This is a genomic window from Streptomyces sp. NPDC102274, assembly GCF_044766385.1.
Lineage (GTDB): Bacteria > Actinomycetota > Actinomycetes > Streptomycetales > Streptomycetaceae > Streptomyces.
The window spans coordinates 110,167-132,703 of record NZ_JBIWLW010000025.1; the positions used below are offsets into that span (position 1 = coordinate 110,167).

Sequence of the window (22,537 nt, forward strand, 5' to 3'; positions counted from 1 at the left end):
ACACGCATCGCGTACGGATCCCGTATGACACAGATACCGAGAAGCGGGGTACGTACGATCGTATGACTCCCACCGCGACCTATCGGCTCCAGCTCCAGCCGGACTTCCCGTTCGCGGCCGCCGCCAAGGCCGTCCCGTATCTCGCCGCGCTCGGGGTCTCGCATCTGCATCTGTCGCCCGTCCTGGAGGCCGTACCGGGCTCGACGCACGGCTACGACGTGGTCGACCACTCGACCGTACGGGCCGAGCTGGGCGGTGAGGAGGGGCTGCGGCGGCTGGCCGACCGGGCCCGTGAGCACGGCCTCGGGATCGTCCTCGACATCGTGCCCAACCACATGGCGGCGGCGCCCCGGCACAACAAGGCGCTCTGGGAGGTGCTGCGCGAGGGCCGCGACTCGCCGTACGCCCGGTGGTTCGACATCGACTGGGCGGCGGGCGACGGCAAGCTGCTGCTGCCGGTGCTGGCCGGGCCGATCGGGGAGGAGCTGGACGCGGGCGGGCTGAGCGTCGAGGACGGGGTGCTGCACCACGGCGACCAGCGCTTCCCGCTCGCGCCCGGCACCGAGCACCTGGGGCTGCCCGAGCTGCTCGACGTCCAGCACTACCGGCTCGCCTGGTGGCGGCTGGCCCGTACCGAACTCAACTACCGACGGTTCTTCACCATCGCCGAACTGATCGGGGTCCGGGTGGAGGACCCGGAGGTGTTCGCCGCCACCCACGCCAAGATCATCGAGCTGGTACGGGACGGAGTCGTCCAGGGGCTGCGCGTCGACCACCCGGACGGTCTCGCCGACCCGGAGGAGTATCTGCGCCGGCTGCACGAGGCGACGGCCGGGCAGTGCTGGACGGTCGTGGAGAAGATCCTCGCCGACGACGAGGTACTGCCCGCGGGGTGGCCGGTCGCCGGCACCACCGGCTATGACGCGCTGCGCCATATCGACGGGGTGTTCACGGACCCGGTGGGCGCCGAGGTGCTGGAGTTGCGCTACCGCGATGTCGCCGCGCCCGTCGGGGACCGGGGTGGCTACTGGGAGGGGACGGTGCGCCGGGCCGCGTACAAGGTCGTCTTCCATGAACTGGCCGCCGAGATTTCCGCCCTGGTCCGTACCGCGCAGCGCGTCTGCGCCGCCGACCCCGCGCTGCGCGACCACGCGCCGTGGGCGCTGCGCACCGCGATCCGTGAGCTGCTGGTACGGGTCCCCGTCTACCGGCCCTATACGACGGCGGGCGGCCCCTGCCCCGAGGCCGCCGAGGCGGCGGTCTCGATGGAGGCGGCGCGGCAGGCGAAGACCGTCTTCCCGGTGGAGCGGGAGGCGACGGCCGTGGACGTGGTGCGGGAGCTGGCGCTCGGCCGGCTCGGTACGGGCCCGGACCATACGGCCTTCTGCGCGCGCTTCGCCCAGACCGCGTCCGCGCTGCGCGCCAAGTCGGTGGAGGACACGGCGTTCTACCGCTATGTGCCGCTGATCTCCGCGAACGAGGTGGGCGGCGATCCGGGCACGCCCGCGGTGAGCCCGGAGCGGTTCCACGCGTACTGCGCCCGGCTGGCGCGCGACTGGCCGGCCACCGGCACCGTGCTGACCACGCACGACACCAAGCGGAGCGCGGACGTCCGGGCCGGGATCGCCGTGCTGTCCGAGTGCCCGGAGCGCTGGGACGAGCTGCTCGAACAGGTGGCGGGGGCCGTCCCCGCGCCGGCGCCGGATCCGCAGGTGGCCTGGCAGGCGTGGCAGACGGCGGTGGGCTTCACCCCGGCCGCCGAGGGCATCCTCCCGGAGGGCTCGCGGATGGTGCCCGCGCTGCTGAAGTCCGTACGGGAAGCCGGGCTGCACACCAGCTGGACGGAGGCGGAGCCGCTGTACGAGCAGGCGGTGGCCGCGTTCGTGGAGGCCGGCCCCGCCGGTCCCGCGCGCCGTACGGTCGCGGCGCTCAGCCGCTCGCTGGCGCCGTACACGCGAGCCGCCGCGCTGGGCGCGGCGCTGGTGCAGCTGACCATGCCGGGGGTGCCCGATCTCTACCAGGGCACCGAGCGCGCGTACTTCGCGCTGGTGGACCCGGACAACAGGCGGCCGTTCAGGACCGGGCCGCCGGACGACAAGACGGTGATCACGACAGCGGCGCTCCGGCTGCGCGGTGAACGGCCCGAGCTGTTCGGCGAGTCGGGGACGTACGCCCCGCTGCCCGCGGCCGGACCCGCCTCCTCGCACTGTCTGGCCTTCGTCAGGTCGGGGCGCGTGATCACGGTAACCACCCGGCTGCCGTACGGACTTGAGCGCTCCGGAGGGTGGCGCTCCACGGAACTGGCGCTACCGCCCGGCCGCTGGCGCGATGTACTGACGGGGCGTGAGATGTCGGGCGCGCCACGGCTCGTGGAGTTGCTCGGCCAGTTCCCGGTGGCGCTGCTGACGGCCGACTGACGGACCGGTGACGGGCCGGCCGACGGGGCCAGGAGGTGATGGTCCACAACGCCGACGGGAACGGGTCGTCGGCGGCCGGGGTCTCCACCGGGGCGAGTTCCCGCTCAGTGCGAGGCGAGCCGGAAGCCCATCGTCCCGAAGCTCACCAGATCCCCGTCGCGCACCTCGGCCGTCGTCGTCACCCGCCGGCCGTTGACGGTCGTGCCGTTGGTCGAGCCGAGATCGCGCAGGATCCACCGCCCGCCCTGCATGCTCAGTTCGGCGTGCAGCCGCGAGACCGTGTCATGGCTGAGCCGCAGTCCGTTGACCGGATCGCGTCCTATCCGCAGCGGATACGGGCCGGGATGGGGCAGCAGCAGCTTCGGCAGCCGCTCCGCCTGCCAGGCCCTGCGCAGCCGCTGCGAGAACGCGGACATCCGGCTCACCGTGCCGAACACCCGCCGGGACCACGGGCCTTCGGACTCCAGATCCGCGGTGAGCAGCTTCAGCTCATCGGCCCTGCGCGCCGCCAGCGCCAGATCCATCCGGCGCAGGAAGGTGTCGTGCGACAGCTTGCCCTGCGCGGCGCCTTCCCGGAGTACCGCGAGGACACGGTCGCGCTCGGCGTCGGAGAGCCGCGCGGGATACGTGTGGAACTCGAAGGAGGACGTCACAGACGTGATTGTCCTGCCGACGCACCTGAGGTGTCCAGACGGTCAGGGGTTCCCGCCGCTCCGGCCACGGCGCCGGAGGTGCCCACCCCTTTCACCACCGTCGCCGCGCCTCGCGCCGTCTCGCTTGTCAGCATGGAATTTGCCACCGTATGGAGGGAAGAGTGGACAGTGCCGACGACGAGGGGGAACCACCCGTGCGGTTCGAGGTGTGGGCGCCGCAGGCGCAGGACGGGATCGTGCTCCGGCTGGCGGACGACGAGGACGACCGGGACCATCGCGACGACCGGGACAGCGGGAGCGGCACGGGCGACGCGGGCGACGCGGGCGCCGGACTGCCCATGGAGCGCGATCCTGAGCGGACGGGCTGGTGGACCGCCGAGGCGCCCGCCGCCGACGGTTCGCGGTACGGCTTCGCGCTCGACGGCGGTCCCGTACTGCCTGATCCGCGCTCCCGCCGCCAGCCGGACGGCCCCGACGGCCTGAGCGCCGTCGTCGACCAGTCGGCGTACGCGTGGCAGACGCCCTGGCAGGGCCGCGATCTGCCCCGCGCGGTCCTGTACGAACTGCACATCGGCACGTTCACCCGTGAGGGCACCTTCGACGCGGCGGCCGAACGGCTCGCTCCGCTGGCCGAACTGGGGATCACCCATGTCGAGCTGATGCCGGTGTGCCCGTTCCCCGGGACTCACGGATGGGGGTACGAGGGCGTCTCGCTGTGGGCGGTGCACGAGCCGTACGGCGGTCCCGCGGGGCTCAAGCGCTTCGTCGACACCGCACACCGTCTCGGCCTGGGCGTGGTGCTCGACGTGGTGCACAACCATCTCGGACCCGCCGGCAACCATCTGCCGCGCTTCGGCCCGTACTTCACCGACACCCACCACACCCCGTGGGGGGCCGCCGTCAATCTGGACGCCCCGGGCTCGGACGAGGTGCGCGCGTATCTGCTGGGCAGCGCCCTGGCCTGGCTGCGGGACTTCCGGCTCGACGGGCTGCGGCTCGACGCCGTACACGCGCTCGCCGACCGGCGTGCGCTGACCTTCCTCGAAGAGCTGTCGACGGCCGTCGACGCGCTCTCCGCGGAGCTGGGGCGACCGCTCTTCCTGATCGCCGAGTCCGACCTCGGCGACCCACGCACCACCACCCCGCGCAGGGCGGGGGGCCTCGGGCTGCACGCCCAGTGGAACGACGACTTCCATCACGCGCTGCACGCGGCGCTCACCGGTGAATCCCAGGGCTACTACGCCGACTTCGCACGCGAGCCGCTGGCCGCGCTGGCCAAGACACTCACCCGCGTCTTCTTCCACGACGGCACGTATTCGAGCTTCCGGGGCCGGACGCACGGCCGCCCCGTCGACCGTACGAGAACGCCCGCGCACCGCTTCCTCGGCTATGCCCAGACCCATGACCAGATCGGCAACCGCGCGCTCGGCGACCGGCTCTCCGCCACCCTCTCCCCCGGACTGCTCGCCTGCGCCGCCACGCTCGTCCTGACGGGGCCGCACACGCCGATGCTCTTCATGGGCGAGGAGTGGGGCGCGACCACCCCCTGGCAGTTCTTCACCGACCACCCCGACCCGGTGCTCGCCGAGGCCGTACGCACCGGCAGGCGCCGGGAGTTCGCGGCGCACGGCTGGGCGGCGGAGGACATCCCCGACCCGCAGGACCCGGCGACGCGGGAGCGCTCCTGTCTGGACCGCTCCGAGGCCGGGAAGGAGCCGCACGCGCGCCTGCTGACCTGGTACCGCGAGCTGATCGCCGTCCGGCGCACCCACCCGGACCTCTCCGATCCGGATCTGGCGGCGGTCCGGGTGGCGTACGACGAGGAGGCGCGCTGGCTGGCGTACCGGAGAGGGGATCTGCGGGTCGCGGTGAATCTCTCCGGCGAGCCCGCGCGGATCCCGCTCGGGACCGCGGGCCGGGTACTGGCGTCCTGGGAGCCGACCGGGCCACCGGGCGCCAACGGCGTGCTGCGACTGTCGCCGGAGTCGTGCGTGGTGCTGGCGGACAGCTGACGCCGTCTCGGGCTCGGGCTCGGGCGCCGGCGCCGGCGCCGGCGGACAGGACCTACTCGACGATCGCCATCTCGTGAGGGGTGTTGTTCAGGCGCCGGCCGCCGTCCTCCGTGACCGTGACGATGTCCTCGATCCGCACCCCGAAGCGCCCCGGCAGATAGACACCGGGCTCGACCGAGAAGCACATGCCGGGGACCATCGGACGTACCTCGCCCTCGATCATGTACGGCGGCTCGTGGGTGGTGACCCCGATGCCGTGGCCGGTGCGGTGGATGAAGTACTCGCCGTACCCCGCCCCTGAGATGACCGCGCGGGCCGCCCGGTCGACGTCCTGGCAGGCGGCTCCCGGCCGGACGGCTTCGAACCCGGCCTGCTGCGCCTCGCGTACGAGATCGTGGACGCGCCGCTCCTCGGCGCCGGGCTCGCCGACATGGACAGTACGGGTGGTGTCGGAGCCGTAGCCGTACTTGAGCCCGCCGAAGTCGAGGACGACCATGTCGCCGTGGACGATGACGCGGTCATCGGCCTCATGGTGCGGATCGGCGCCGTTCGGGCCCGAACCGACCACCGTGAAGTCGACCTGGGAATGGCCGTGTTCGAGGAGGAGCGCGGCGAGATCGGCGGCCACGTCCGTCTCCCTGCGCCCGGCGAAGCGGACCTTCAGGATCTCGCCGTACGCGGCGTCGGCCGCCGCGCCCGCCGCCGCGAGCCGGGACAGCTCCCGCGCGTCCTTGACGGCGCGCAGCATCGGCAGCGCCTCGGTGAGCGCCACGTAGGAGGTACCGGGCAGCGCCTGTTGCAGCCCGAGCAGATGCATCGCCCAGGCGTTGTCGCTGACGCCGAACCGCCCGGCGGGGTCGAGCAGCGGGGCCGTCGCCCCGTACGGATCCTTGCCGTCCGTCCACTCGCGCAGGGTGAGCGACGCCGCGCCCGCCGCCCGCGCGGCGTCCGGCGCCTCCAGCGTGGGCACCACGAGCACCGGGTCCTGGCCCGCCGCCACGACGAGCATCGTGAGCCGCTCGGTATCGGCGGTCGGCCGGTACCCGGTGAGATACGTCAGATCCGGGCCCGGCGCGATCAGTACACCCGCCAGCCCGGCCTCGGCGGCGGACTCGGCCGCGCGGGCCATCCTGGCGCGGTAGTCGTCGGCGGTGAAGGGCGGGGGCGGGGCGGTGGTGGGCATGGCTGCTCCTTCTCGATCTCTCGCGGACCGGGATGTCATCCCCGACAGGGATGTCCCGACCGGGATGTCGACCCCGACCGGGATGTCTTCCTCAGATGTCGTCCGGCGGCTCCTGGCGGGCCAGCCGTTCCAGCAGCTCGTGGAAGTCGTCGCCGACGACGATCCGCAGCCCCTCGCCGTCCCTGGCGGTCAGCTGGGTGAGCGTGCCGGCGCGCCACCAGTAGACATACGGGCTGACCGCTCCCGGGGCGTCCTCGTACCCGGAGGCGGCGAACGCGGTCATGGCGTTGAGGGTCGGGATGATGGAGGTGTCGTGGATGACATGGAAGGCGAGCTGGTGCCGGAAGGGCATCGCGACCAGCGCGCCGTCCGGCGGGATCGGCCGGCCGGTGACCTTCGGCACGACCGTGTCCAGGGCCAGGACCCGGCTGGCCGTGTAGAAGGAGTCGCCGACGAGCACCTCGAAGCGCATCCCGTCGGAGTCCTTGACGGTCTCGTGCCCCTCGATCGGCAGCTTCTGGAGATTGCTCAGGGCCCGCTCACGGAGGTGCTGGAGCCGGCCGAGCGGCTCCAGGGCCTCGTCGGTGAGCATCATCACGCTCTCGGGGAGGTCGAGGGCGAGCACTTCGTACAGCCCGGGGGCGACGGAGCGCGCGTAGCCGAAGGTCTGCGGGTCGAGGCCGTCCTCACTGATCACCCGGGGGTAGAGCTGGGCCCGGATCTGCTCGGGCGGCAGGGTGTCCAGCGCGGACGGGGAGTCCATGGTGCGCAGCACCATTCCCGCGTGCCGTCTGGCCAGATCGCCCCAGGCGCGGGGGCCGCGCTCGTCGTGGTGGCAGACGGCGGCGAGATTGCCCAGACCGAACTGGCGGCCGGAGCTGTCGGTCACCTGGTCCGCGTAGAGCGTGACCTCAAGACCGTGCTCGGCGAAGGCCTCCCGGACCTGGCTGCGGAACAGCGCGGCCTCGTCGACCGAGAAGAAGGAGAACGCGAGGTCCCGGGGCGCGTCGCGGCTGTCCCGCTTCGGCCCTCGTCGGAACAGCCCCACACCATCGCCTCCTGCCCGATCGTCCGGTGATCGCCCGTCCCGGAGATCGCCCAACCTCTGATGCTAGTCGGAGGGGGTGACAACATGGCGGGCCGTATCCCGCCATCCCCGCGCTCGCCCACTCTTGCTGGACACCGGTCATACGTATAACGTACGCCGCATGCCTTATATCGCCCTGGTCACCCTCGTCGTGGACGACTACGACAAGGCGCTCGCGTTCTATACGCGGGTACTCGGCTTCGAGCTGATCGAGGACACCGAGCGGGGCGACGGCTCACGCTGGGTCGTGGTCCGCCCGCGCGCCATCGGCGGCGGCCCGGACGGATCGGACGGATCGGACGGATCGGGTGGCTCGGACGGATCGGGTGGCTCGGGCGCCTCCGCGGGCTCCGCGGGCCTGCTACTGGCGCGCGCCAAGGATGACGCCGAGCGCGCGAGCATCGGCGTGCAGACCGGCGGCCGGGTCGGCTTCTTCCTCCACACCGAGGACTTCGCCCGCGATCACGCGCGGATGCGCGCCGCCGGGGTCCGCTTCCTGGAGGAGCCGCGCCACGAGCCGTACGGCTCTGTCGCCGTCTTCGAGGACCTCTACGGCAATCGCTGGGACCTGCTCCAGCCCGCGTGAGTCCTCGCTTCGGCCGCCCACGCGTCGGCCGCACACACGGCTGGGGCCGTACGGCGTCTTCCCGTACGGCCCCGGCTGCCCTGCCCCGGCGCCTCCCGCCCGGACTGCCCACGCCCCTGGGGCGTGTCTTCAAAGTCCCGCCTGCCCGGCGGAGGCCCGCCGGGCCCGCCCCTCGGGCGGACGGCGCTACTGAGAGGTCACGCCCTAGGACGGGGACTTCCGCAGCAGCCATAAGCCCAGTCCGGACCCCACCACTCCAAGCCCGGCCACGACGCTCAGCGCGATCTCCGTTCCGCCGTCGTCCACCAAGAAGTTCAAATACACGTTGGCCAGCAGGCAGCCGATAAGCACGATCCAGAGCAGGGCTTTCATGGGGGATTCCTTCACCTTCCGCGACGCTTTCCTCAGCACGACCACTCTGCCGCACCGAGGCCGTCGGCACAGGAGGGCAGCCCCCCGAACCAGGGGTTCAGCACACCCCCCGAACGCGGGTGTGATTCCCCGCGTCCGCCCGCGCGAGACCGGGGGTCTGTGCGCGCGACCCCTTCGCCGGACGGTACCTTCGTGCTGCCGAACTCGACGCCGCCCGAGCCGGGTTGACGGCCGGGGCACGCAAGGAACGAAGGGGGCCGGCGCATGAGCCTGGCGCAGCTGCACTACACCTCGGCCCCGCAGGGACCGGACGGGTCCGACGGACCGGACGGACCGGGCTCCCGGTTCACCGCGGTCACCCCGGGCATACCACCGTCGCTGCTCAAGGAGGCCGAGCCGCTGCTCGGGTACGAGCCGCCGCGCGACGCCCCCGAGCACCCCGGCGTCGCCGAACTCGCCGCGTTCCCCCAGGCGTTCAGTCACAGTCTGCTCTCCGACGGTACGCGCCTGCTCGCCCGCGCGGTGCGTACGGGCGCGAACGGCAGCGGCGGCCCGGCCGGCTCCCACACCCATGCCGTGCTGCTGCCCGGGGACGCGGGGCTGCCCGGCGGAGGGCTGCCCATCTCCGCCTGGAACTCGTCGCGGTGGGCCTCCGCCGCCCCGGCCGACGGGTCCCCGGCGCAGTTGGAGGCACTTCCCCCGTCGGGTCTTCTCGGCCGGGAGGCGCTGGTCGGTTTCGCCGCCTCGCGCGGCCCCTGGCTCCCCGGATTCCTGGCCAGTCTGCGCGAGCTGACCGAGGAGGCGTCCGGGCGGCAGGACGCGGAACGGGCGGCGCGGATCGTCCTCGTGGAGCGCGACAGCGCCAACGTAGCGCTGTGGATCGCGCTGGCCTGCGCCGTACTGCCGCGCGACCGCGCCGACCTGCTGACATTCACCACCTATACGCGCCGGCCGTGCGACGCCCGGCAGCGGATCGTCGGCGTACTGCCCGGGGACGCGCCGACGCCGGACGGACGCGACCACCGCTGCCGGGTGCACGACTGCACCGCACCCGTGCCCGCGGAGCACACGCCGGCGCCGGACATCTGGGCGGGTGTCGCGGCGCGCGTCTGGCTGGGCCGGGCTCCCGAGCTGTTCACGGAGGCGGCGGCGCTGCCGGGCGGTGTGTTCTCCCCCGGCGCCCTGGCCGTCGTGGCGCTCTGCGCGGATCTCGCGCCCGGCCCCGACGGCCGTACGGCGGCGGCCGACTGGGCGCGGGCGCACGCGCGGGCCCTGGGCGACGCCCGGCTGCGCCGGCTCGTCGAGGCGTTCCAGGCGGGCGCCGAGGACCGTACGGCGGCCGAATTCGCCGCGCTGACACGACTGTTCACGGCGCTCCCCGAAGATCTCGGGCAGCGGCTCGCCGCCGGGCTCGCTCCCGAACTGCGCGCGGGCGTCGCGGACCGCGGCCCCGGCATCGCCCGGCCGGTGGAGCTGCTGCGCGTCGCCGATGTGCTCGGGGTGGACTGTACGGATCTGCTGCCCGGTCTCGCCCACCGGCTGGCCCGCTCGCTGCTCGTCGACGCGGAGGCCGCCGACACCCCGGATCTGCTCACCGTCCTGGAGGAGCATTTCGAGCTGCGTACCGCGCTGCTCAGCGCCCTGGACGCGCTCGCCGCCGAGGATCCGCCCGCCGCCGTCCGGCTGCTCGGCCGTACGCCCCTGGCTCTCACGGGGGTCCAGGCGCTGCCGCATCTGCGGATGTGCGCCGGTGCGCCCTGGGCACCGGCCGCCGGGGGCGGCGACGGGCTCGCCGCACTGCATGCCGCGCTGCGCGCCTGCGGCGTCTCGCCGTTCACCGATCCGCTGGTGCTGCGTACGGCCGTACGGCTGGTGTGGGACGGCGGCGCGCCTGCCCCGGGCGAGGCGCGGCGGCTGCTGAGCGAGACGGGTTCCGACGCGCACCGCGCGGCGGGCACCTGGCGCACGCTGGTCCGGGCCGCGCTCGACGGCCGCACCGACACCGCCACCGCCTCCGCGACCGACATCGATGAAGCGGACGCCGCCGCGCTCGCCCACGATCTGCTGCGCTGCTTCCCCGACGAGCTGGAGCCCCGCGTACGGGGCGCCCTGCTGCTTCTGGAGTTCGCCGGTGAGATCGGCGCGGGCCGGGCCGGACCCCCGTGGACCGAACGGGTGCTGGCGCTGCGCGCCGAGGCCGAGCCGCTGGAACCCGCCGTGCTGGCCCGGGTGTTCGGGACCCTGACGCGCCGGCTGCTCTCCGAGGAACGGCCGGAGGGCGAGTTGTACGCCCTGATCCACTGCGGCGAGCCGGAGCTGCTCACCGCGTACGCGACCGCCGCCCAGGAGGGGCGGGTACGCGACCGGCTGCGCACCGCACCGGCCTACGCCGCCGACTGCTTCGTCGCGTGGAGTTCCCTGCCCGGCGCGAACCGGGTGTGGGACTCGACCCGTACCGCGCTGCTCGACAAGGTGCTGCGGCCGGTCGTGCGCGCGCTCTCCGACGAGGACACCGCCTCCGTCGAGCGGAGCCTTGAGCGGGCGGGGCTTCACCGGGCGGAGGAGTTCAGGGCCTGGAACCGACCGGGGGCCCTCAGCAGGCTGAGCCGTCGCCTCGGCGGCCTCGGACGGCCCCGTTAGCGGGGCCGTCCACACGGTGCCTCGGACGCGTCAGCTCTCGTCCGGGGCCAGCCGCAGCGAGACGCTGTTGATGCAGTACCGCTGGTCCGTCGGGGTCGGGTACCCCTCGCCCTCGAAGACATGGCCGAGGTGCGAGCCGCAGGCATCGCGGGACATGCCGGTCAGCAAGGGGTGGGTGGCCAGGGCGGCGTCGAAGGTGTGGGCGAGGCGGGGTGGGCCCGGCGTGCGGATGGCTGGAGCGGCCCCGGGGGACGCCGGCCTGGGGTGGGATGGTGCAGTCCCACTCGCCGTGGAACGTGTCGGGGTTGATGGTGAGCGCGGCGGCGTGCTGAGCGTCGATCTCGATGCCGGTGGGATAGTGGCCCTCATCGAGGCGGGCGGTCACCCGTAGTCCGCCGCTCGTGGTGGTGGCCGCGATCAGGCTGAGGGCGACCTCGAAGCTGGTCAGCGGGCGGGCGCGCCAGTTCGTCGAGATGAACGAGAACAGACGGCCGACGACCTTGCCGAGGCCGCGGCGGAGGCGTTTGCCGGGCACCCGGACGCCGGGATCCGGACACTCCCGGCCAGCGCCCGTACCGAGCTCAACGCTGACGAAAGCAGAAGCCGGCAACCCCGATCACGCCGCAAAGCCTCACGAATCACCCCAACAAAGCACCCTCACAAGATCTGAGCCCCTTCCATGTCACTCCGGGTAATGCACTGGAATTGGCCAAAAGTGTCTTCTACCGGGGTATTGCTGTCGCGTAAACACCCAAGTGGCACACGGCGTGTCCCGGAGTGCAGCGGCACAGGGTGCGTAGCCGATTTCAGGCCAACGAATTTCGGCCTGATGACAATCTGATCATCCGCTGAAACGATCTCCCCCGTCATGTGGCGCCGCATGGTTCCCCCTGGCCGGAGATGCTCCACCCTCCGGCTCCCCGTTCATCCCGGTCTCACACGCGACCGGATAGAAGGAGCTTCAGGAGTGACGAACACCTTCAGCACGACCAGGGTCCCAGCCTCCCCCGACTCCGGCCGACCACGTAGCGGAGTCTCCGCACGTGGGCGCCTGGCAGTGACGACCGCCGTCACATTTACCGCGCTTGTGGTATCGGTGCTGCCGGCAACCGCGGCCGCCGTATCTCTCCCGGGCGGGGCCGACAGGGCAGCCAAGCAGATCGCCGCCGAACCCAGACCTGGAGCCAGGGCAGTCGCCCTCTCTCCCGCACAGCGCCGCCAGTTGCTCGATGAGGCGGCGAAAGCAGCGCCGGCGACGGCGCGTTCACTGAAGCTGGGCGCGCGGGAGAAGCTGATACCGAGGGACGTCATCCAGGATGCGGACGGTACGCTCCACACCCGCTACGAGCGCGCGTACGCGGGACTGCCCGTCGTCGGCGGCGACTTGGTTGTCCACGATCGTGCCGGCCTCCGCACCGTCACCAAGGCTTCGAACGCGAAGATGTCAGTGCCGACCACCAAGGCCGAGGTGCCGGCGGCGACCGCGAAGAAGTCGGCCATGAGCGCCGCCAAGACGGAGGGCACCGGCGAGGCTGTCGCGGACGAAGCGCCGCGCCTGGTCGTCTTTGCGAAAACAGGCAAGCCCACCCTGGCCTGGGAGTCCGTCGTCACCGGTGTGCAACCGGACGGCAGTCCCAGCGAGTTGCGTGTGGTGACCGACGCCGCAAGCGGTGCACAGCTCGAGAGTTCCGAGCAGGTGAACTCAGGTGTCGGCAACAGCCAGCACAGCGGCAAGGTCCAGATCGGTTCCATACGCCAGGACGACGGTTCCTACGCACTGACCGACTCCCAGCGCGGCGGTCACCGGACCCTGGATTCCTCCGTCGACTACCGTGGCATCCTCGTCACCGACGACGATGACGTGTGGGGGGACGGCACCGCGACCAACCCCCAGACCGCGGCGGTGGATGCGGCCTATGGTGCGCAGAAGACATGGGACTTCTACCACGACCAGTTGGCTCGTAACGGCATAGCCAACGACGGTCGCGGCAGTTACTCCCGTGTCCACTACGGCGATCACCTTGCCAACGCCAACTGGCAGGATGATTGCTTCTGTATGAGCTACGGCGACGGCGCGACGGGCGTCAATCCGGTGACGTCGTTGGACATCGCCGCCCACGAGATGACACACGGGGTCACGTCCACCACGGCTCAGCTGGGTACCGAAGGCGAGTCGGGTGCTCTCAACGAGGCGACGAGCGACATGATGGCGGCCGCCGTTGAGTTCTTCGCCAACAACCCCAATGACGTGCCCGACTACCTGATGGCCGAGAAGGACGATATCCGGGGCAACGGCAAGCCCATCCGCTACATGGACCAGCCCTCCAAGGACGCCGACCCCGTGAAGGGCACCTCCCAGGACTACTGGACCCCGGACACCAAGAACCTGGATCCGCACCTGGGAGCCGGGGTGGCGAACCACTTCTTCTACCTGCTGGCCGAGGGCAGCGGAAAGAAGACTATCAACGCGGTGGCATACGACAGCCCGACGTACGACGGCAAGCCGGTCGCCGGGCTCGGTCTGCACAACGCCACCAACGTCTGGTACCGCGCGCTGACCACCTACATGACCAGCACCACCGGCTACGCGGACGCCCGGACTGCTACGCTCCAGGCCGCGGCCGACCTGTTTGGCAAGTCCAGCGAGGCGTACGAGACCGTCGGCAACGCCTGGGCGGCCGTCAACGTTGGTCCGGGCTTCGTCAATCACATCGCGGTCGCCTCGCTGCCCACCGGACCGGCAGCGGTCGGCCAGCCGATCAGCCGGCGGATCGAGGCGACGACAAGCCGTCCGGGGATGTTGACCTATTCGGCCAAGCATCTGCCGAAGGGCCTGTCGATCGACCGCGTCACCGGCCTGATCTCCGGCACGCCGAAGAAGGCAGGGGACTTCACATCCACCATCTCCATCAAGACGTCGGCGGCGGAGACACGCGAACTCCCTGTGGTCTGGACCGTTCTCGCCTCGGGCGGTGACCACTTCGTCAACCCGTCCTCCTACACGATTCCGAGTTGGGGCACAGTCGAGTCCCCGCTCGTCGTCACCGGCCGGGAGGGCAGCGCCTCCAGTGAACTGAAGGTCACGGTCGACATCTTCAAGGGCTTCATCGGGGCACAGATCGTCGATCTCGTCAGCGAGGGCGGCACGATCATCCCCGTGAAGGGCTTCGTGTGGGACACCGGGTCCGAACTACACGCGACGTACACCGTCGATGCGTCAGCCGTGCCGGCCAACGGTACCTGGAAGCTCCGGGTACAGGACGCCACTCCCGGCATCCCCGGGGCCGATCCCCAGCCCGGCAACATCGCCAGATGGAGCTTGGACTTCTGATCCACAGAGCGTCAGCTGCCCGCGCGCCGTGCCGGTCCTGCCGGAGCGGCGCGCGGACGGGCCACAGGGATGAGGGAGCCGGGAGAGGGAGAGTTCGGGGTTCGTTGCCGTGAGTGACTATCGCAGGGGTGCCTCTATGCGCTTCGGCAAGCCCAAGCTGGTCATGCGATGGCTGCTTCAGGGATGCGTGATTCGTAGAAGGGTGCAGATCCAACCTCGATACCAGGACTCTGTTGGTGATGTTGGTGGGGTCATTCGGTGGCTGCGCGTAGTGCGTGGAAGCGCGTGGTGCGGCGGCGGGTTCTGAGCGGCGCTGCCATCGTTCGGTTTGCTGGTCGAGGCGGTTGCGCGTCTGGATTTCGCGCAGCGGCCGGGGCAGCACGGCGATGGAGCGGGGCCCGGTGGCTGAAGAGGTGCACAGGGTACGGTCCGGGCAGGCTCGGCACGACCGGGCCGAGCAGGGTGATGCCGTGCACCCGCTGGGCCCGCTCGATGCGAGCCGGTGAGATGTAGCCAGCCTCGACGACGTGCCAGCACGGATCCAGCAACGGGCACAGCGGCGGGGTCGGTCCCGGATGGGGCCGACCCCGTTTCCCCGCATGTTTGCCAGATCACCACGTCGATGCCATGGCGGACACTAAACGTTAGGCACTACACGTTGAAGCGGAACATTCAACATAGCGCTCCCACCTGCGGAAACGTCCATCTGGCTGATCGTATCCAGCACCGTCGGAACTCATCCAGCGCATCCAGCACGTCACGGTGCGGAGGCAGAGTCCACGGAGCCTGTCACTGCCGGTCGCATCGCGTTCTGCATGACGTCTCGACAACGGTCCCACGCCTCGGTCCTGGATGAGCGGGGGCACCTCACCGAGCCCGAGACGGGTCGTGAACGTCGGGTCCGTGGCCCTGGCATCCGGTTGGTCGATGTCGCGCGGCCAGCCGTGCGCGGTGACCGCGTCGAGGACCAGCTCGGGGCCGCCGAGCGACGCGGCGGGCCGGGCGGTGGCGTCGAGTGCGTGGAGGAAGTCGCCGAGGACCTCTCCGGGGATCTCGGGGGTGAAGTAGGCCGACCACGCGGCGAGGGGACTGCTCGCGTCCGTACGGGCGGAGACCTGCCAGGCGACCGGCAGCTCCCCCAGTAGGAACGGCTCGTCGGCCAGAACCCACTGGGCCCAGCGCAACGTGTCGGGGCTGATGTGCAGGACGGTGCTGCGCAGGACCTGCCGGTCCTGCGGCTCCTCGTCCGGCTCCTGCCGTCCTCAGACGATCGTCAGGCTCGTCCAGCCGAGGCCGGTGAGCGTGTCGGCCACCGAGTCGTAGAGCCGGGCGTCGTCACCGGCCAGATGCCGGGGACCCACCCAGTACGCCGAGGGGGCACCGCCCGGGGGAACCGGGTCGGACGGGAAGTTCGGGTTCAGAAACACCTCCAGGAGATCAAGCGGGCCCTACTGGGCATCGGTGCGGCGAGCGGTGCGGCGAGCCCGTCGCGGCGGTGCCTGGACGGGCCCCTGCCAGGTGAGGGCAACGGCGACCTCCGGCGGCACAGGCCCGAGCTGACTGCCCGGATCCCGGCCCTCGGCCAGATAGACGACCGGCTGTCCCTTCCCGTCGTCGGCCTGGACGACCTGGGTGAGCCTGTGCGCCATCGGGAAGAACGGGTTCATCGCCAGGCGCACCGGCGCGGCACGTTCGCAGGCGGACAGCAGATCGATGAGATCGCCGACGGTCATCTCCGTGTGCTCCACGGAAGCCTCCTCGCATGGGAAAACGGGTGGGCAGGTAAGAATCTCCGGGGCATCTCGCGCCCCTGTCCGATCGGGAAGGTCGTCCGCAGCGCGTGGGCTCGCACACCACTGGGCTGCCTCAGGCAGCGCTCGGACGGTCAGAGGTGGTGAAGCCGGGCTCACTGGAGCCACGGTCACGGACATACACCTCTCTGACCTGCGATTTCCGGGGAAGGTCGTCCACCTTGACATCCCTTCGACACCGCTGGCCAGTCTTTCCGGGATCTTTCCTGTCTGCCCCCGGCGAAATAGAGAAAGACGAACCGGCCGGTCCCACCCGGCGGGCCGCCAACGTTGTGGTGGCGTAGCCGGCTACGTCGCCGGTTCCTCCGGGGGATGCGTCTGTGCGACATCCCGTGAGTTCCCCCGGGCCTCATCGAGTCGCTGACCCTGTGGCCGGGGTGTCCTCTTTCCTTGGGGTGCTCTGCCGACGCCTGATGCAATTTCTGGATTCCTGAAGCATCCTCACCTTGTCCGACTGGTCATCGGTTACGGTGAGGTGCGGGGGCTCGGGTGTTGCGTACCGGTTCCTCGATCATGGCCGGCGGACGGCCGAGGTGGTGCCGCAGACGCGGGCGACGTCCAGGCCCTCGTTGAACCGACCGCTCCGCGCGGGCGTCGATGACTGCGAAGATGGAACACCGAGGAAACGAGGGGTCCCGGAATGGGCTATGGGACGCGTCTCGAACGCGCCATCGCGGAGTTGGACAGGTGTGAAGACATCAAGGTGGAACGACAGCCCGCAGACCCGGACCTGACGCCGGAGCGGCTCGCACTGCTCGCGGACGCCGACCTGGCACTCGATCGGATCGCTGTGCACTGGCGTACACGGCTCGAAGACGTCCTGCGGCCGTACTACTTCGCGGCCGACGAGTACCACGCGGACTGGATTACCGCGGATGGCCGCGTCCGTGGCGAGTTCTGCCTGGGGAACATCCACGGCTGCCTGGTCGACGGCCACCTTCCGCTGACGGACGAGGGTCTTGGTCCCGACGAGCGGCGGGTGCTCCCCGAGTTGAGGATCTTCGATCAGGCGCCCTTCGGCGGTGCGGGGCAGGTGACCGGCCTGCGCGTACTGCCGCGGGGCGGAGGAGTCGAGATCTGGTACTACGTCTTGACCCGCACCGAGCTCCACCGCCTGAACCTCGACTACGGCACGTATCTGGAGGCCCTGCTCATCACCAAGGGCGCGTGGGGCTGGCAGTATCTCTTCGCCGACGTCGACCTGACCGAACGCAGGTACCACGATGCCGCCTCGAACCTCGCCGCGATGTTCGAAGCTCTCCCTGTCCTGTTCCCCGACCACGACTACGAGCCGCTGCGCGCACGTTGGCGCGAACGCCTGTAATCGGTGTGAGGACAGGTCACCCGCGCCTGCGTTCGCATGTGAATCCAGTGTGCGACATCCCGTGGGTACTCCTGGGCCTCTGTGACCGTAAACAGGGGGTTCTGACTCCTTCGTATGCCCGGTGGGGCACGGTGCGGATGCTCGGCACCTTCCTGACCGAGGTTCCCACGGCGGTACCAGCCTCCGTGGTGCGGTCCGTCGCCGAGCAGCTGGCCCTCGGTGACGAGCACTTCGCCGGGTACGGGGCCGTGTGCAGACGGCGTATGAGCACGCGTGGGAGATCCGGGACGCCTACGGCTACCGGGACTTCGCCGCAGGCGAGGACGAGCTGCGGAAGTTCCTGGCGGCGCGGGTGTGGTCGTCGCTGGAGGGGCCGCGCGCGTTGTTCGACCGGGCGGTGGTGTGGCTGGTGAACAACCGGGTGCTGCTGCCCGGGGTCACGACGCTGGCCCGGATGGTGGCCGCCGTACGGTCGGAGGAGAACGACCGGTTGCATGCCGCGCTGTACGAGGCAGTGCCGTACGACCTGCGGACCGAGATGGTCCGGCTGCTCGAAGTGCCGGAGAAGAAGCGGGTGTCGGAGCTGGAACGGCTGCGACTGGGACCGATGCGGGTGTCAGGCAGGGCCATGGAACTTGCGCTGGACCGCGCCCGCGAGGTACGGGGCCTGGGGGCCGGCGCGGTGGACACCGGACGGGTCCCGGCCGCACGGATGACCGGGCTGGCCCGGTACGGGCTGATCTCGAAGGCGCCGACGCTGAAGCGGCTGGAAGTCACGCGGCAGACCGCGACGCTGCTGGCGACCGTGCGGCGCCTGGAGACCGCGACGGTGGATGACGCGCTCGATCTGCTGCACGCGCTGATGGCCACCAAGCTGCTGGCGAAGGCCGAGCGGATGGGCAACGACGCCAAGCTCAAGGCCCTGCCCCAGTTGCGCAAGGCCGCGAAGAAGGTCGCTGCGGCGGTCGACGTGCTGATGACAACGCCGCCCGCGACCGTTACCGGCGAACTCGTCTCCGTGGTGGATGCGTGGTCGGCGATCGAGCAGGTCGTGCCGCGCGAGCAGCTTGCCGAGGCGCTCGCCACGATCGCCGCGGTGGTCCCGGACGTGCCCCGGCCACGCTCCCCCGAGTCCGCCTCAGCACTGCCGAGCTGAACGCGTCGGTGGAGGGCCAGAACTGACGTCGGCCGTGGCGACGCACCGCATCCAGGCGCATGAACGTCTTCCACTGCTCGGTCACTTTCGCCGCCGGTCCCGCCCCCGGTCGGCCTCAGCCCACTGCCTTCTTCACGAGGGCGCTGATGAGCTGTTCGTCGGCCGCGGTCAGTTCCTTCAGGGCGTAGGCGGTCGGCCACATCGCGCCCTCGTCGAGTGCCGCCTGGTCGCTGAAGCCGAGCGTGGCGTACCGCGACTTGAACTTCTCCGCGCTCTGGAAGTGGCAGACGACCTTGCCGTCCCTGGCGTACGCGGGCATCCCGTACCAGAGCTTGGGCGCGAGGTCGGGAGCGGCGGTCTTGACGATCTCGTGGATCCGCTCGGCGAGGACCCGGTCCGCTTCCGGCATCTCGGCGATCTTCGCGAGCACGTCCTGCTCCGCTGCCGCCTCCTTCTCCGCCCGGGACGAACCGCGCCGCGCCGCCGTCTTCTTCTGCTCGCGTGCGTGCTCCTTCATCGCGGCCCGCTCCTCGGCGGTGAATCCGTCGTACTTCTCGGCGGTCGTGCCGGAGTTCTCGGTGGGCGACTTCGTGGACGGCATAACAGGTTTCCTCTCGTACAAGGTGAGACACAGCGGTGCGGAAGTACAGGATCGGAAGTCAGGACGGTGTGGGAGCGGGCGGCGCGGCGGCCTCCCAGGCGAAGCCGTCCGGGTCGGTGAAGGCGTCGGCGGTGCTGCCGAGGACGATGCGGTGCGAGCCGGTGCCGTCGGCGGGGACGCCGAGGTCCTTGGCCAGCGCGCGGCGCTTGTACAGCGCCAGCTTGACGGGGCTGGACTGACCGGGGGCGAACTCGGCGTACTTGCCGCCGAAGCTCTTGGCCACGGTCAGGCCCCGGCCTACGTAGAACTGCTTGGTGGCCTTCACGTCCTCGACACCGAGCAGCAGGACGACCTCGTCGATATCGCGGGTGGCGGGGCCGGTGTCCTTCTTCGCCGAGGTCGCGATCTTCCAGATCGTCCCGTCCGGGGCCTGGACGACGCCGCCGTAACCCCACAGCGACTTCGTGGCGGGCTTCAGCACCGCGGCACCGGCGTCCACGGCGGCGGCGACGAAGCCGTCGACGGTGGCCGGCCCGGACACCGTGAGCGCCAGGGTGAAGCCGCGAAATCCAGTCGAGTGCGCCTCGGACGCCCGCAGGCGTATGTACGTGTCCACGCCGAAGGCGCCGTAGAAGCGGCGGGCGGCCTCGGGGTCGGCCACCTCAAGGGTGACGGACGCGAGGATCGTGTGGGCTGCGGTGGAAGTGGTGGTTGCCATGTCCATCACGCTAGGGGCTGGGCGGTGGCCGGGGCTTCTCGATTCCTGACCGGTCTCGCCACTTGCTTGGCCACGCACGCGGGCATCCCCTCCACCGTGATCGCCGAGCCCGCGTCACGGGCCGTATCCGCGGCATCGGCAGGGTCGGACGCAGCATCTGCCGCCTGGCGCCGGAAGGCCCCGGGAGGCATGCCGACCAGCTCGGTGAAGCGGGTGGTGAACGTGCCCAGCGACGCGCAGCCGACCGCGAAGCAGACCTCGGTGACGCTGAGATCGCCCCGCCGCAGCAGCGCCGTCGCCCGCTCGATGCGACGCGTCATCAGATACGCGTACGGCGACTCCCCGTAGGCGGCCCGGAACTGCCGACTCAGGTGTCCGGCGGACATGTGCACATCGCGAGCGAGCGCCTCCACGTTCAGCGGCTGCGCGTACTCCCTGTCGATCCGGTCGCGGACGCGGCGCAGCCGCGCGAGATCGTCCAGGCGCTGCGCCTGGACGCGTGCACGCCGCCATTCAGGCTTACACATGAAAACCCTCCCCTTTGTCGTTGATCTTCCAATGCCATCAACGTCTTCGAGCGTCTGGGGTGCCGGCCTCGGCGGGCACCCCAGACGCTCGGTGGTGTGGACCGGCCCGTCGGACTCGACCTGCCGGGCGAGCAACTGCCCGACAGCGGCGGGACGGAGTCCGGGCTCTTGGCCGGTTCAACGAGGCTCCGGACGCGGCCTTGGCGAGCGGCCGGCAGGGCAGGCACGTCCGCTCTGGTGCGCCGCCGTGCTCCTTATGGACGGTCGCGATGTCGGCCCGCATAGCCGCCCGATACCCGCAGGGCTCAGCGCAGCTCCTGGATGCGGACCAGGTTGCCCGCAGGGTCGCGGAAGGCGCAGTCGCGGATGCCGTACGGCTGCTCGGTCGGCTCCTGGACGACCTCGGTGTCACCGGCCTGTACCTTCTCGAACGTGGCGTCGAGGTCCGGGGTGGCCAGCAGGATCCAGCCGTAGGTGCCCTTGGCCATCATCTCGGTGATGGTGCGGCGCTCATCCTCCGTGATGCCGGGATCGGCGGCAGGCGGGGCCAGAAGGATCGACGTGCCGGGCTGACCGGCCGGGCCGACCGTGATCCAGCGCATCCTGCCTTGCCCGACATCGCTGCGGACCTCGAAGCCGAGGACGTCGCGGTAGAAGGCGAGCGACGCCTCCGGGTCGTCGTGCGGCAGAGCGGTCGTGTGAATGGTGATGTCCATGGCGAGCAGGCTAGACGCAACTCCGTGAGCTGCGCTTCTCGATTCCTACTCGATCCGGACGGCTTGACCGTCTCTCCCGCTCCGTCCTCCACCTGGTGACCCTCGGTGCCGAACTGCGCGAGCGAGGCATCGGCCTGCACGTCATCGAGCAGGGCATCGACACCTCCACCGTGGAGGGTCGCGCCATGTTCGGGATGCTGTCCGTACTGGCCGAGCTCCAGCGCGAGCTGATCGTGGCGAACACCAACGACGGGCTCGCCTCCGCGCGGGCCTGCGGCCGAGTCGGCGGGCGCCGGCCCAAGCTCACGGCCGACCAGGCCGAACTCGCCCAACAGCTCTATGACGCCCGCGAGAAGACCGTTCAGCAGATCGCCGACATGTTCAACGTGCCCCGCTCCACGGTGTACGGGCACCTCGACAAGACCAAGACCGTCCCCCGCCAGCCGAAGAAGAACGTCAAGGCGAAGCCCTGAAAGCTACCGGCAGGTTACTTGCTCCCTGGTGTCCGAGCTAGGACTACAGGGCCTCGTACGTGGCACCGGCCACATCCTCGACGTGCTCGACGTCCTCCACCGCGACCGCCTCGCGCTGCGCATCCACGACGGCGCGTTCTCCGCGATGGACCTCACCGCCCGTCACTCGCGCACCGGCGAGTTGCTGTCCACCGTGAAGTTCATGGTGCAGACCCTCGCAGCCGCCGGCGAACTCCAACGCGACCTCCAACGCGAGCTGACCTACGACGGACTGCGTGCCGCCGAGGCCAAGGGCAACAAGGGCGGTCGCCGCCCCGCCGTGGCGGCCGACAGGACCGAAGCCGTCCGCACCGCGTACCTGGAAGGCCGCTCCATCGCAGCCCTCGCCCGCGACCACGGCGTCAGCCGCGGCGCCATCCGTACCGCCGTCGCCGACCTTCTGCCCGAGCACACCGCCGAGGGCCAGGACGTCCCGACCCCGGAGCTGCCGGTCACCCTCGACATGCCGGGCAAGGTCGCCGACTTCCTCCGCGCCACCGAGCTGGAGCCCGACGAACGAGCCGCGCTCGACCAGGGCGTCACCGTACGGCGCGGCCAGGGCTACACCCTGCGCATCAGCACCACCCGGGCCGTCCACCGCCAACTCCTCGACCGCTGCCAGCCCCTCGACGGCGGCCAAGGCACCCCGACTGTCCCGGCACAGCGCAAGGCCCGCCGCGAGTACGAGAATCGCGTCAGCGCCCTCATTCCGACCGGACCGTGATCCGGGTCAGCGGCTACCGCTAATTCCCGTTCGGATACTCCCACCGACGCCAATTGCATCGGATGCGAATACGCGACATCCATCCTGGCGCCCCTGCATAACGAGTGACCAGCGGTCTGGCTGGGGCCGGGACCTGCGCCGAGGCCCGGTTCCACCGTAGCGGCCCC

17 protein-coding genes and 4 pseudogenes are annotated in these 22,537 nt (G+C 70.8%); 9 read left to right on the plus strand and 12 right to left on the minus strand.

Annotated features, from left to right (window positions below; translation table 11 throughout):
* The first annotated feature begins 62 nt into the window (after positions 1 to 62).
* The gene (gene treY, locus ACIRQP_RS28855) at positions 63 to 2,417 is read left to right on the plus strand and encodes a malto-oligosyltrehalose synthase (protein ID WP_403894643.1); all 2,355 of its coding nucleotides are present in this window, start codon (positions 63 to 65) and stop codon (positions 2,415 to 2,417) included.
* A gap of 104 nt (positions 2,418 to 2,521) precedes the next feature.
* On the opposite strand, the gene ACIRQP_RS28860 is transcribed toward treY, so the two are convergent.
* Complete coding sequence (locus ACIRQP_RS28860) at positions 2,522 to 3,070, minus strand: FHA domain-containing protein (RefSeq protein ID WP_403894646.1); 549 nt, start codon at positions 3,068 to 3,070, stop codon at positions 2,522 to 2,524.
* 338 nt (positions 3,071 to 3,408) lie between these two features.
* Here ACIRQP_RS28860 and treZ point away from each other — a divergent pair, with 338 nt between their 5' ends.
* Positions 3,409 to 5,082: a malto-oligosyltrehalose trehalohydrolase gene (gene treZ / locus ACIRQP_RS28865; protein ID WP_403894714.1), complete on the plus strand. Its 1,674-nt coding sequence runs from the start codon at positions 3,409 to 3,411 to the stop codon at positions 5,080 to 5,082.
* Between the two features lie 52 nt (positions 5,083 to 5,134).
* Here treZ and ACIRQP_RS28870 read toward each other — a convergent pair whose 3' ends face one another.
* Both ACIRQP_RS28870 and ACIRQP_RS28875 read right to left on the minus strand, forming a co-directional pair.
* Complete coding sequence (locus ACIRQP_RS28870) at positions 5,135 to 6,265, minus strand: aminopeptidase P family protein (protein ID WP_403894649.1); 1,131 nt, start codon at positions 6,263 to 6,265, stop codon at positions 5,135 to 5,137.
* Between the two features lie 91 nt (positions 6,266 to 6,356).
* A complete protein-coding gene (locus tag ACIRQP_RS28875) occupies positions 6,357 to 7,313 on the minus strand; it encodes a hypothetical protein (RefSeq protein ID WP_403894652.1) in 957 nt (318 codons plus the stop codon).
* 160 nt (positions 7,314 to 7,473) lie between these two features.
* Here ACIRQP_RS28875 and ACIRQP_RS28880 point away from each other — a divergent pair, with 160 nt between their 5' ends.
* Entirely contained in the window at positions 7,474 to 7,938 is a 465-nt protein-coding gene (locus ACIRQP_RS28880) for a VOC family protein (RefSeq protein WP_403894655.1), read from the plus strand.
* Between the two features lie 204 nt (positions 7,939 to 8,142).
* Here the strand turns inward: ACIRQP_RS28880 and ACIRQP_RS28885 are convergent, their stop codons facing one another.
* Positions 8,143 to 8,310 (minus strand): hypothetical protein, encoded by a 168-nt coding sequence (locus ACIRQP_RS28885; protein ID WP_249947818.1) that lies wholly within the window; start codon positions 8,308 to 8,310, stop codon positions 8,143 to 8,145.
* A 264-nt stretch (positions 8,311 to 8,574) separates the two neighbouring features.
* Between ACIRQP_RS28885 and ACIRQP_RS28890 the strand changes: the two genes are divergently transcribed.
* Complete coding sequence (locus ACIRQP_RS28890; protein ID WP_403894658.1) at positions 8,575 to 10,950, plus strand: GTPase-associated protein 1-related protein; 2,376 nt, start codon at positions 8,575 to 8,577, stop codon at positions 10,948 to 10,950.
* A 30-nt stretch (positions 10,951 to 10,980) separates the two neighbouring features.
* Here ACIRQP_RS28890 and ACIRQP_RS28895 read toward each other — a convergent pair.
* A pseudogene (locus tag ACIRQP_RS28895) lies at positions 10,981 to 11,091 on the minus strand (peptide-methionine (R)-S-oxide reductase); the annotation flags it as partial.
* A gap of 133 nt (positions 11,092 to 11,224) precedes the next feature.
* Positions 11,225 to 11,485, minus strand: a pseudogene (locus ACIRQP_RS28900) (hypothetical protein); the annotation flags it as partial.
* A 561-nt stretch (positions 11,486 to 12,046) separates the two neighbouring features.
* Between ACIRQP_RS28900 and ACIRQP_RS28905 the strand changes: the two are divergent.
* The gene (locus tag ACIRQP_RS28905) at positions 12,047 to 14,281 is read left to right on the plus strand and encodes a M4 family metallopeptidase (RefSeq protein WP_403894661.1); all 2,235 of its coding nucleotides are present in this window, start codon (positions 12,047 to 12,049) and stop codon (positions 14,279 to 14,281) included.
* Positions 14,282 to 15,122: 841 nt separating this feature from the next.
* On the opposite strand, the pseudogene ACIRQP_RS28910 reads toward ACIRQP_RS28905, so the two are convergent.
* Positions 15,123 to 15,714, minus strand: a pseudogene (locus ACIRQP_RS28910) (DUF317 domain-containing protein); the annotation flags it as partial.
* Positions 15,715 to 15,729: 15 nt separating this feature from the next.
* Positions 15,730 to 16,014 (minus strand): hypothetical protein, encoded by a 285-nt coding sequence (locus tag ACIRQP_RS28915; protein ID WP_403894717.1) that lies wholly within the window; start codon positions 16,012 to 16,014, stop codon positions 15,730 to 15,732.
* Positions 16,015 to 16,732: 718 nt separating this feature from the next.
* Here ACIRQP_RS28915 and ACIRQP_RS28920 point away from each other — a divergent pair.
* Positions 16,733 to 17,416: a hypothetical protein gene (locus ACIRQP_RS28920; protein WP_403894664.1), complete on the plus strand. Its 684-nt coding sequence runs from the start codon at positions 16,733 to 16,735 to the stop codon at positions 17,414 to 17,416.
* Positions 17,417 to 17,660: 244 nt separating this feature from the next.
* A pseudogene (locus ACIRQP_RS28925) lies at positions 17,661 to 18,572 on the plus strand (DUF4158 domain-containing protein); the annotation flags it as partial.
* 115 nt (positions 18,573 to 18,687) lie between these two features.
* Here the strand turns inward: ACIRQP_RS28925 and ACIRQP_RS28930 are convergent.
* The 4 genes from ACIRQP_RS28930 to ACIRQP_RS28945 all read right to left on the minus strand — a co-directional run bounded on the left by ACIRQP_RS28930 (position 18,688) and on the right by ACIRQP_RS28945 (position 21,134).
* Positions 18,688 to 19,173, minus strand: coding sequence for an iron chaperone (locus ACIRQP_RS28930; protein WP_403894667.1), 486 nt, complete (start codon positions 19,171 to 19,173; stop codon positions 18,688 to 18,690).
* A gap of 58 nt (positions 19,174 to 19,231) precedes the next feature.
* Complete coding sequence (locus ACIRQP_RS28935; protein ID WP_403894669.1) at positions 19,232 to 19,897, minus strand: glyoxalase; 666 nt, start codon at positions 19,895 to 19,897, stop codon at positions 19,232 to 19,234.
* On the minus strand, positions 19,897 to 20,418 hold the full coding sequence (locus ACIRQP_RS28940; RefSeq protein ID WP_403894672.1) for a helix-turn-helix transcriptional regulator: 522 nt from the start codon (positions 20,416 to 20,418) through the stop codon (positions 19,897 to 19,899). The genes ACIRQP_RS28935 and ACIRQP_RS28940 overlap by 1 nt, the downstream gene beginning before the upstream one ends.
* Positions 20,419 to 20,723: 305 nt before the next feature.
* Complete coding sequence (locus tag ACIRQP_RS28945) at positions 20,724 to 21,134, minus strand: VOC family protein (RefSeq protein ID WP_403894675.1); 411 nt, start codon at positions 21,132 to 21,134, stop codon at positions 20,724 to 20,726.
* A gap of 41 nt (positions 21,135 to 21,175) precedes the next feature.
* Here ACIRQP_RS28945 and ACIRQP_RS28950 point away from each other — a divergent pair, with 41 nt between their 5' ends.
* Positions 21,176 to 21,607, plus strand: a complete 432-nt coding sequence (locus ACIRQP_RS28950; protein ID WP_403894720.1) for a recombinase family protein — start codon at positions 21,176 to 21,178, stop codon at positions 21,605 to 21,607.
* 28 nt (positions 21,608 to 21,635) lie between these two features.
* The gene (locus ACIRQP_RS28955) at positions 21,636 to 22,370 is read left to right on the plus strand and encodes a hypothetical protein (protein WP_403894678.1); all 735 of its coding nucleotides are present in this window, start codon (positions 21,636 to 21,638) and stop codon (positions 22,368 to 22,370) included.
* The last annotated feature ends 167 nt before the right edge of the window (positions 22,371 to 22,537 follow it).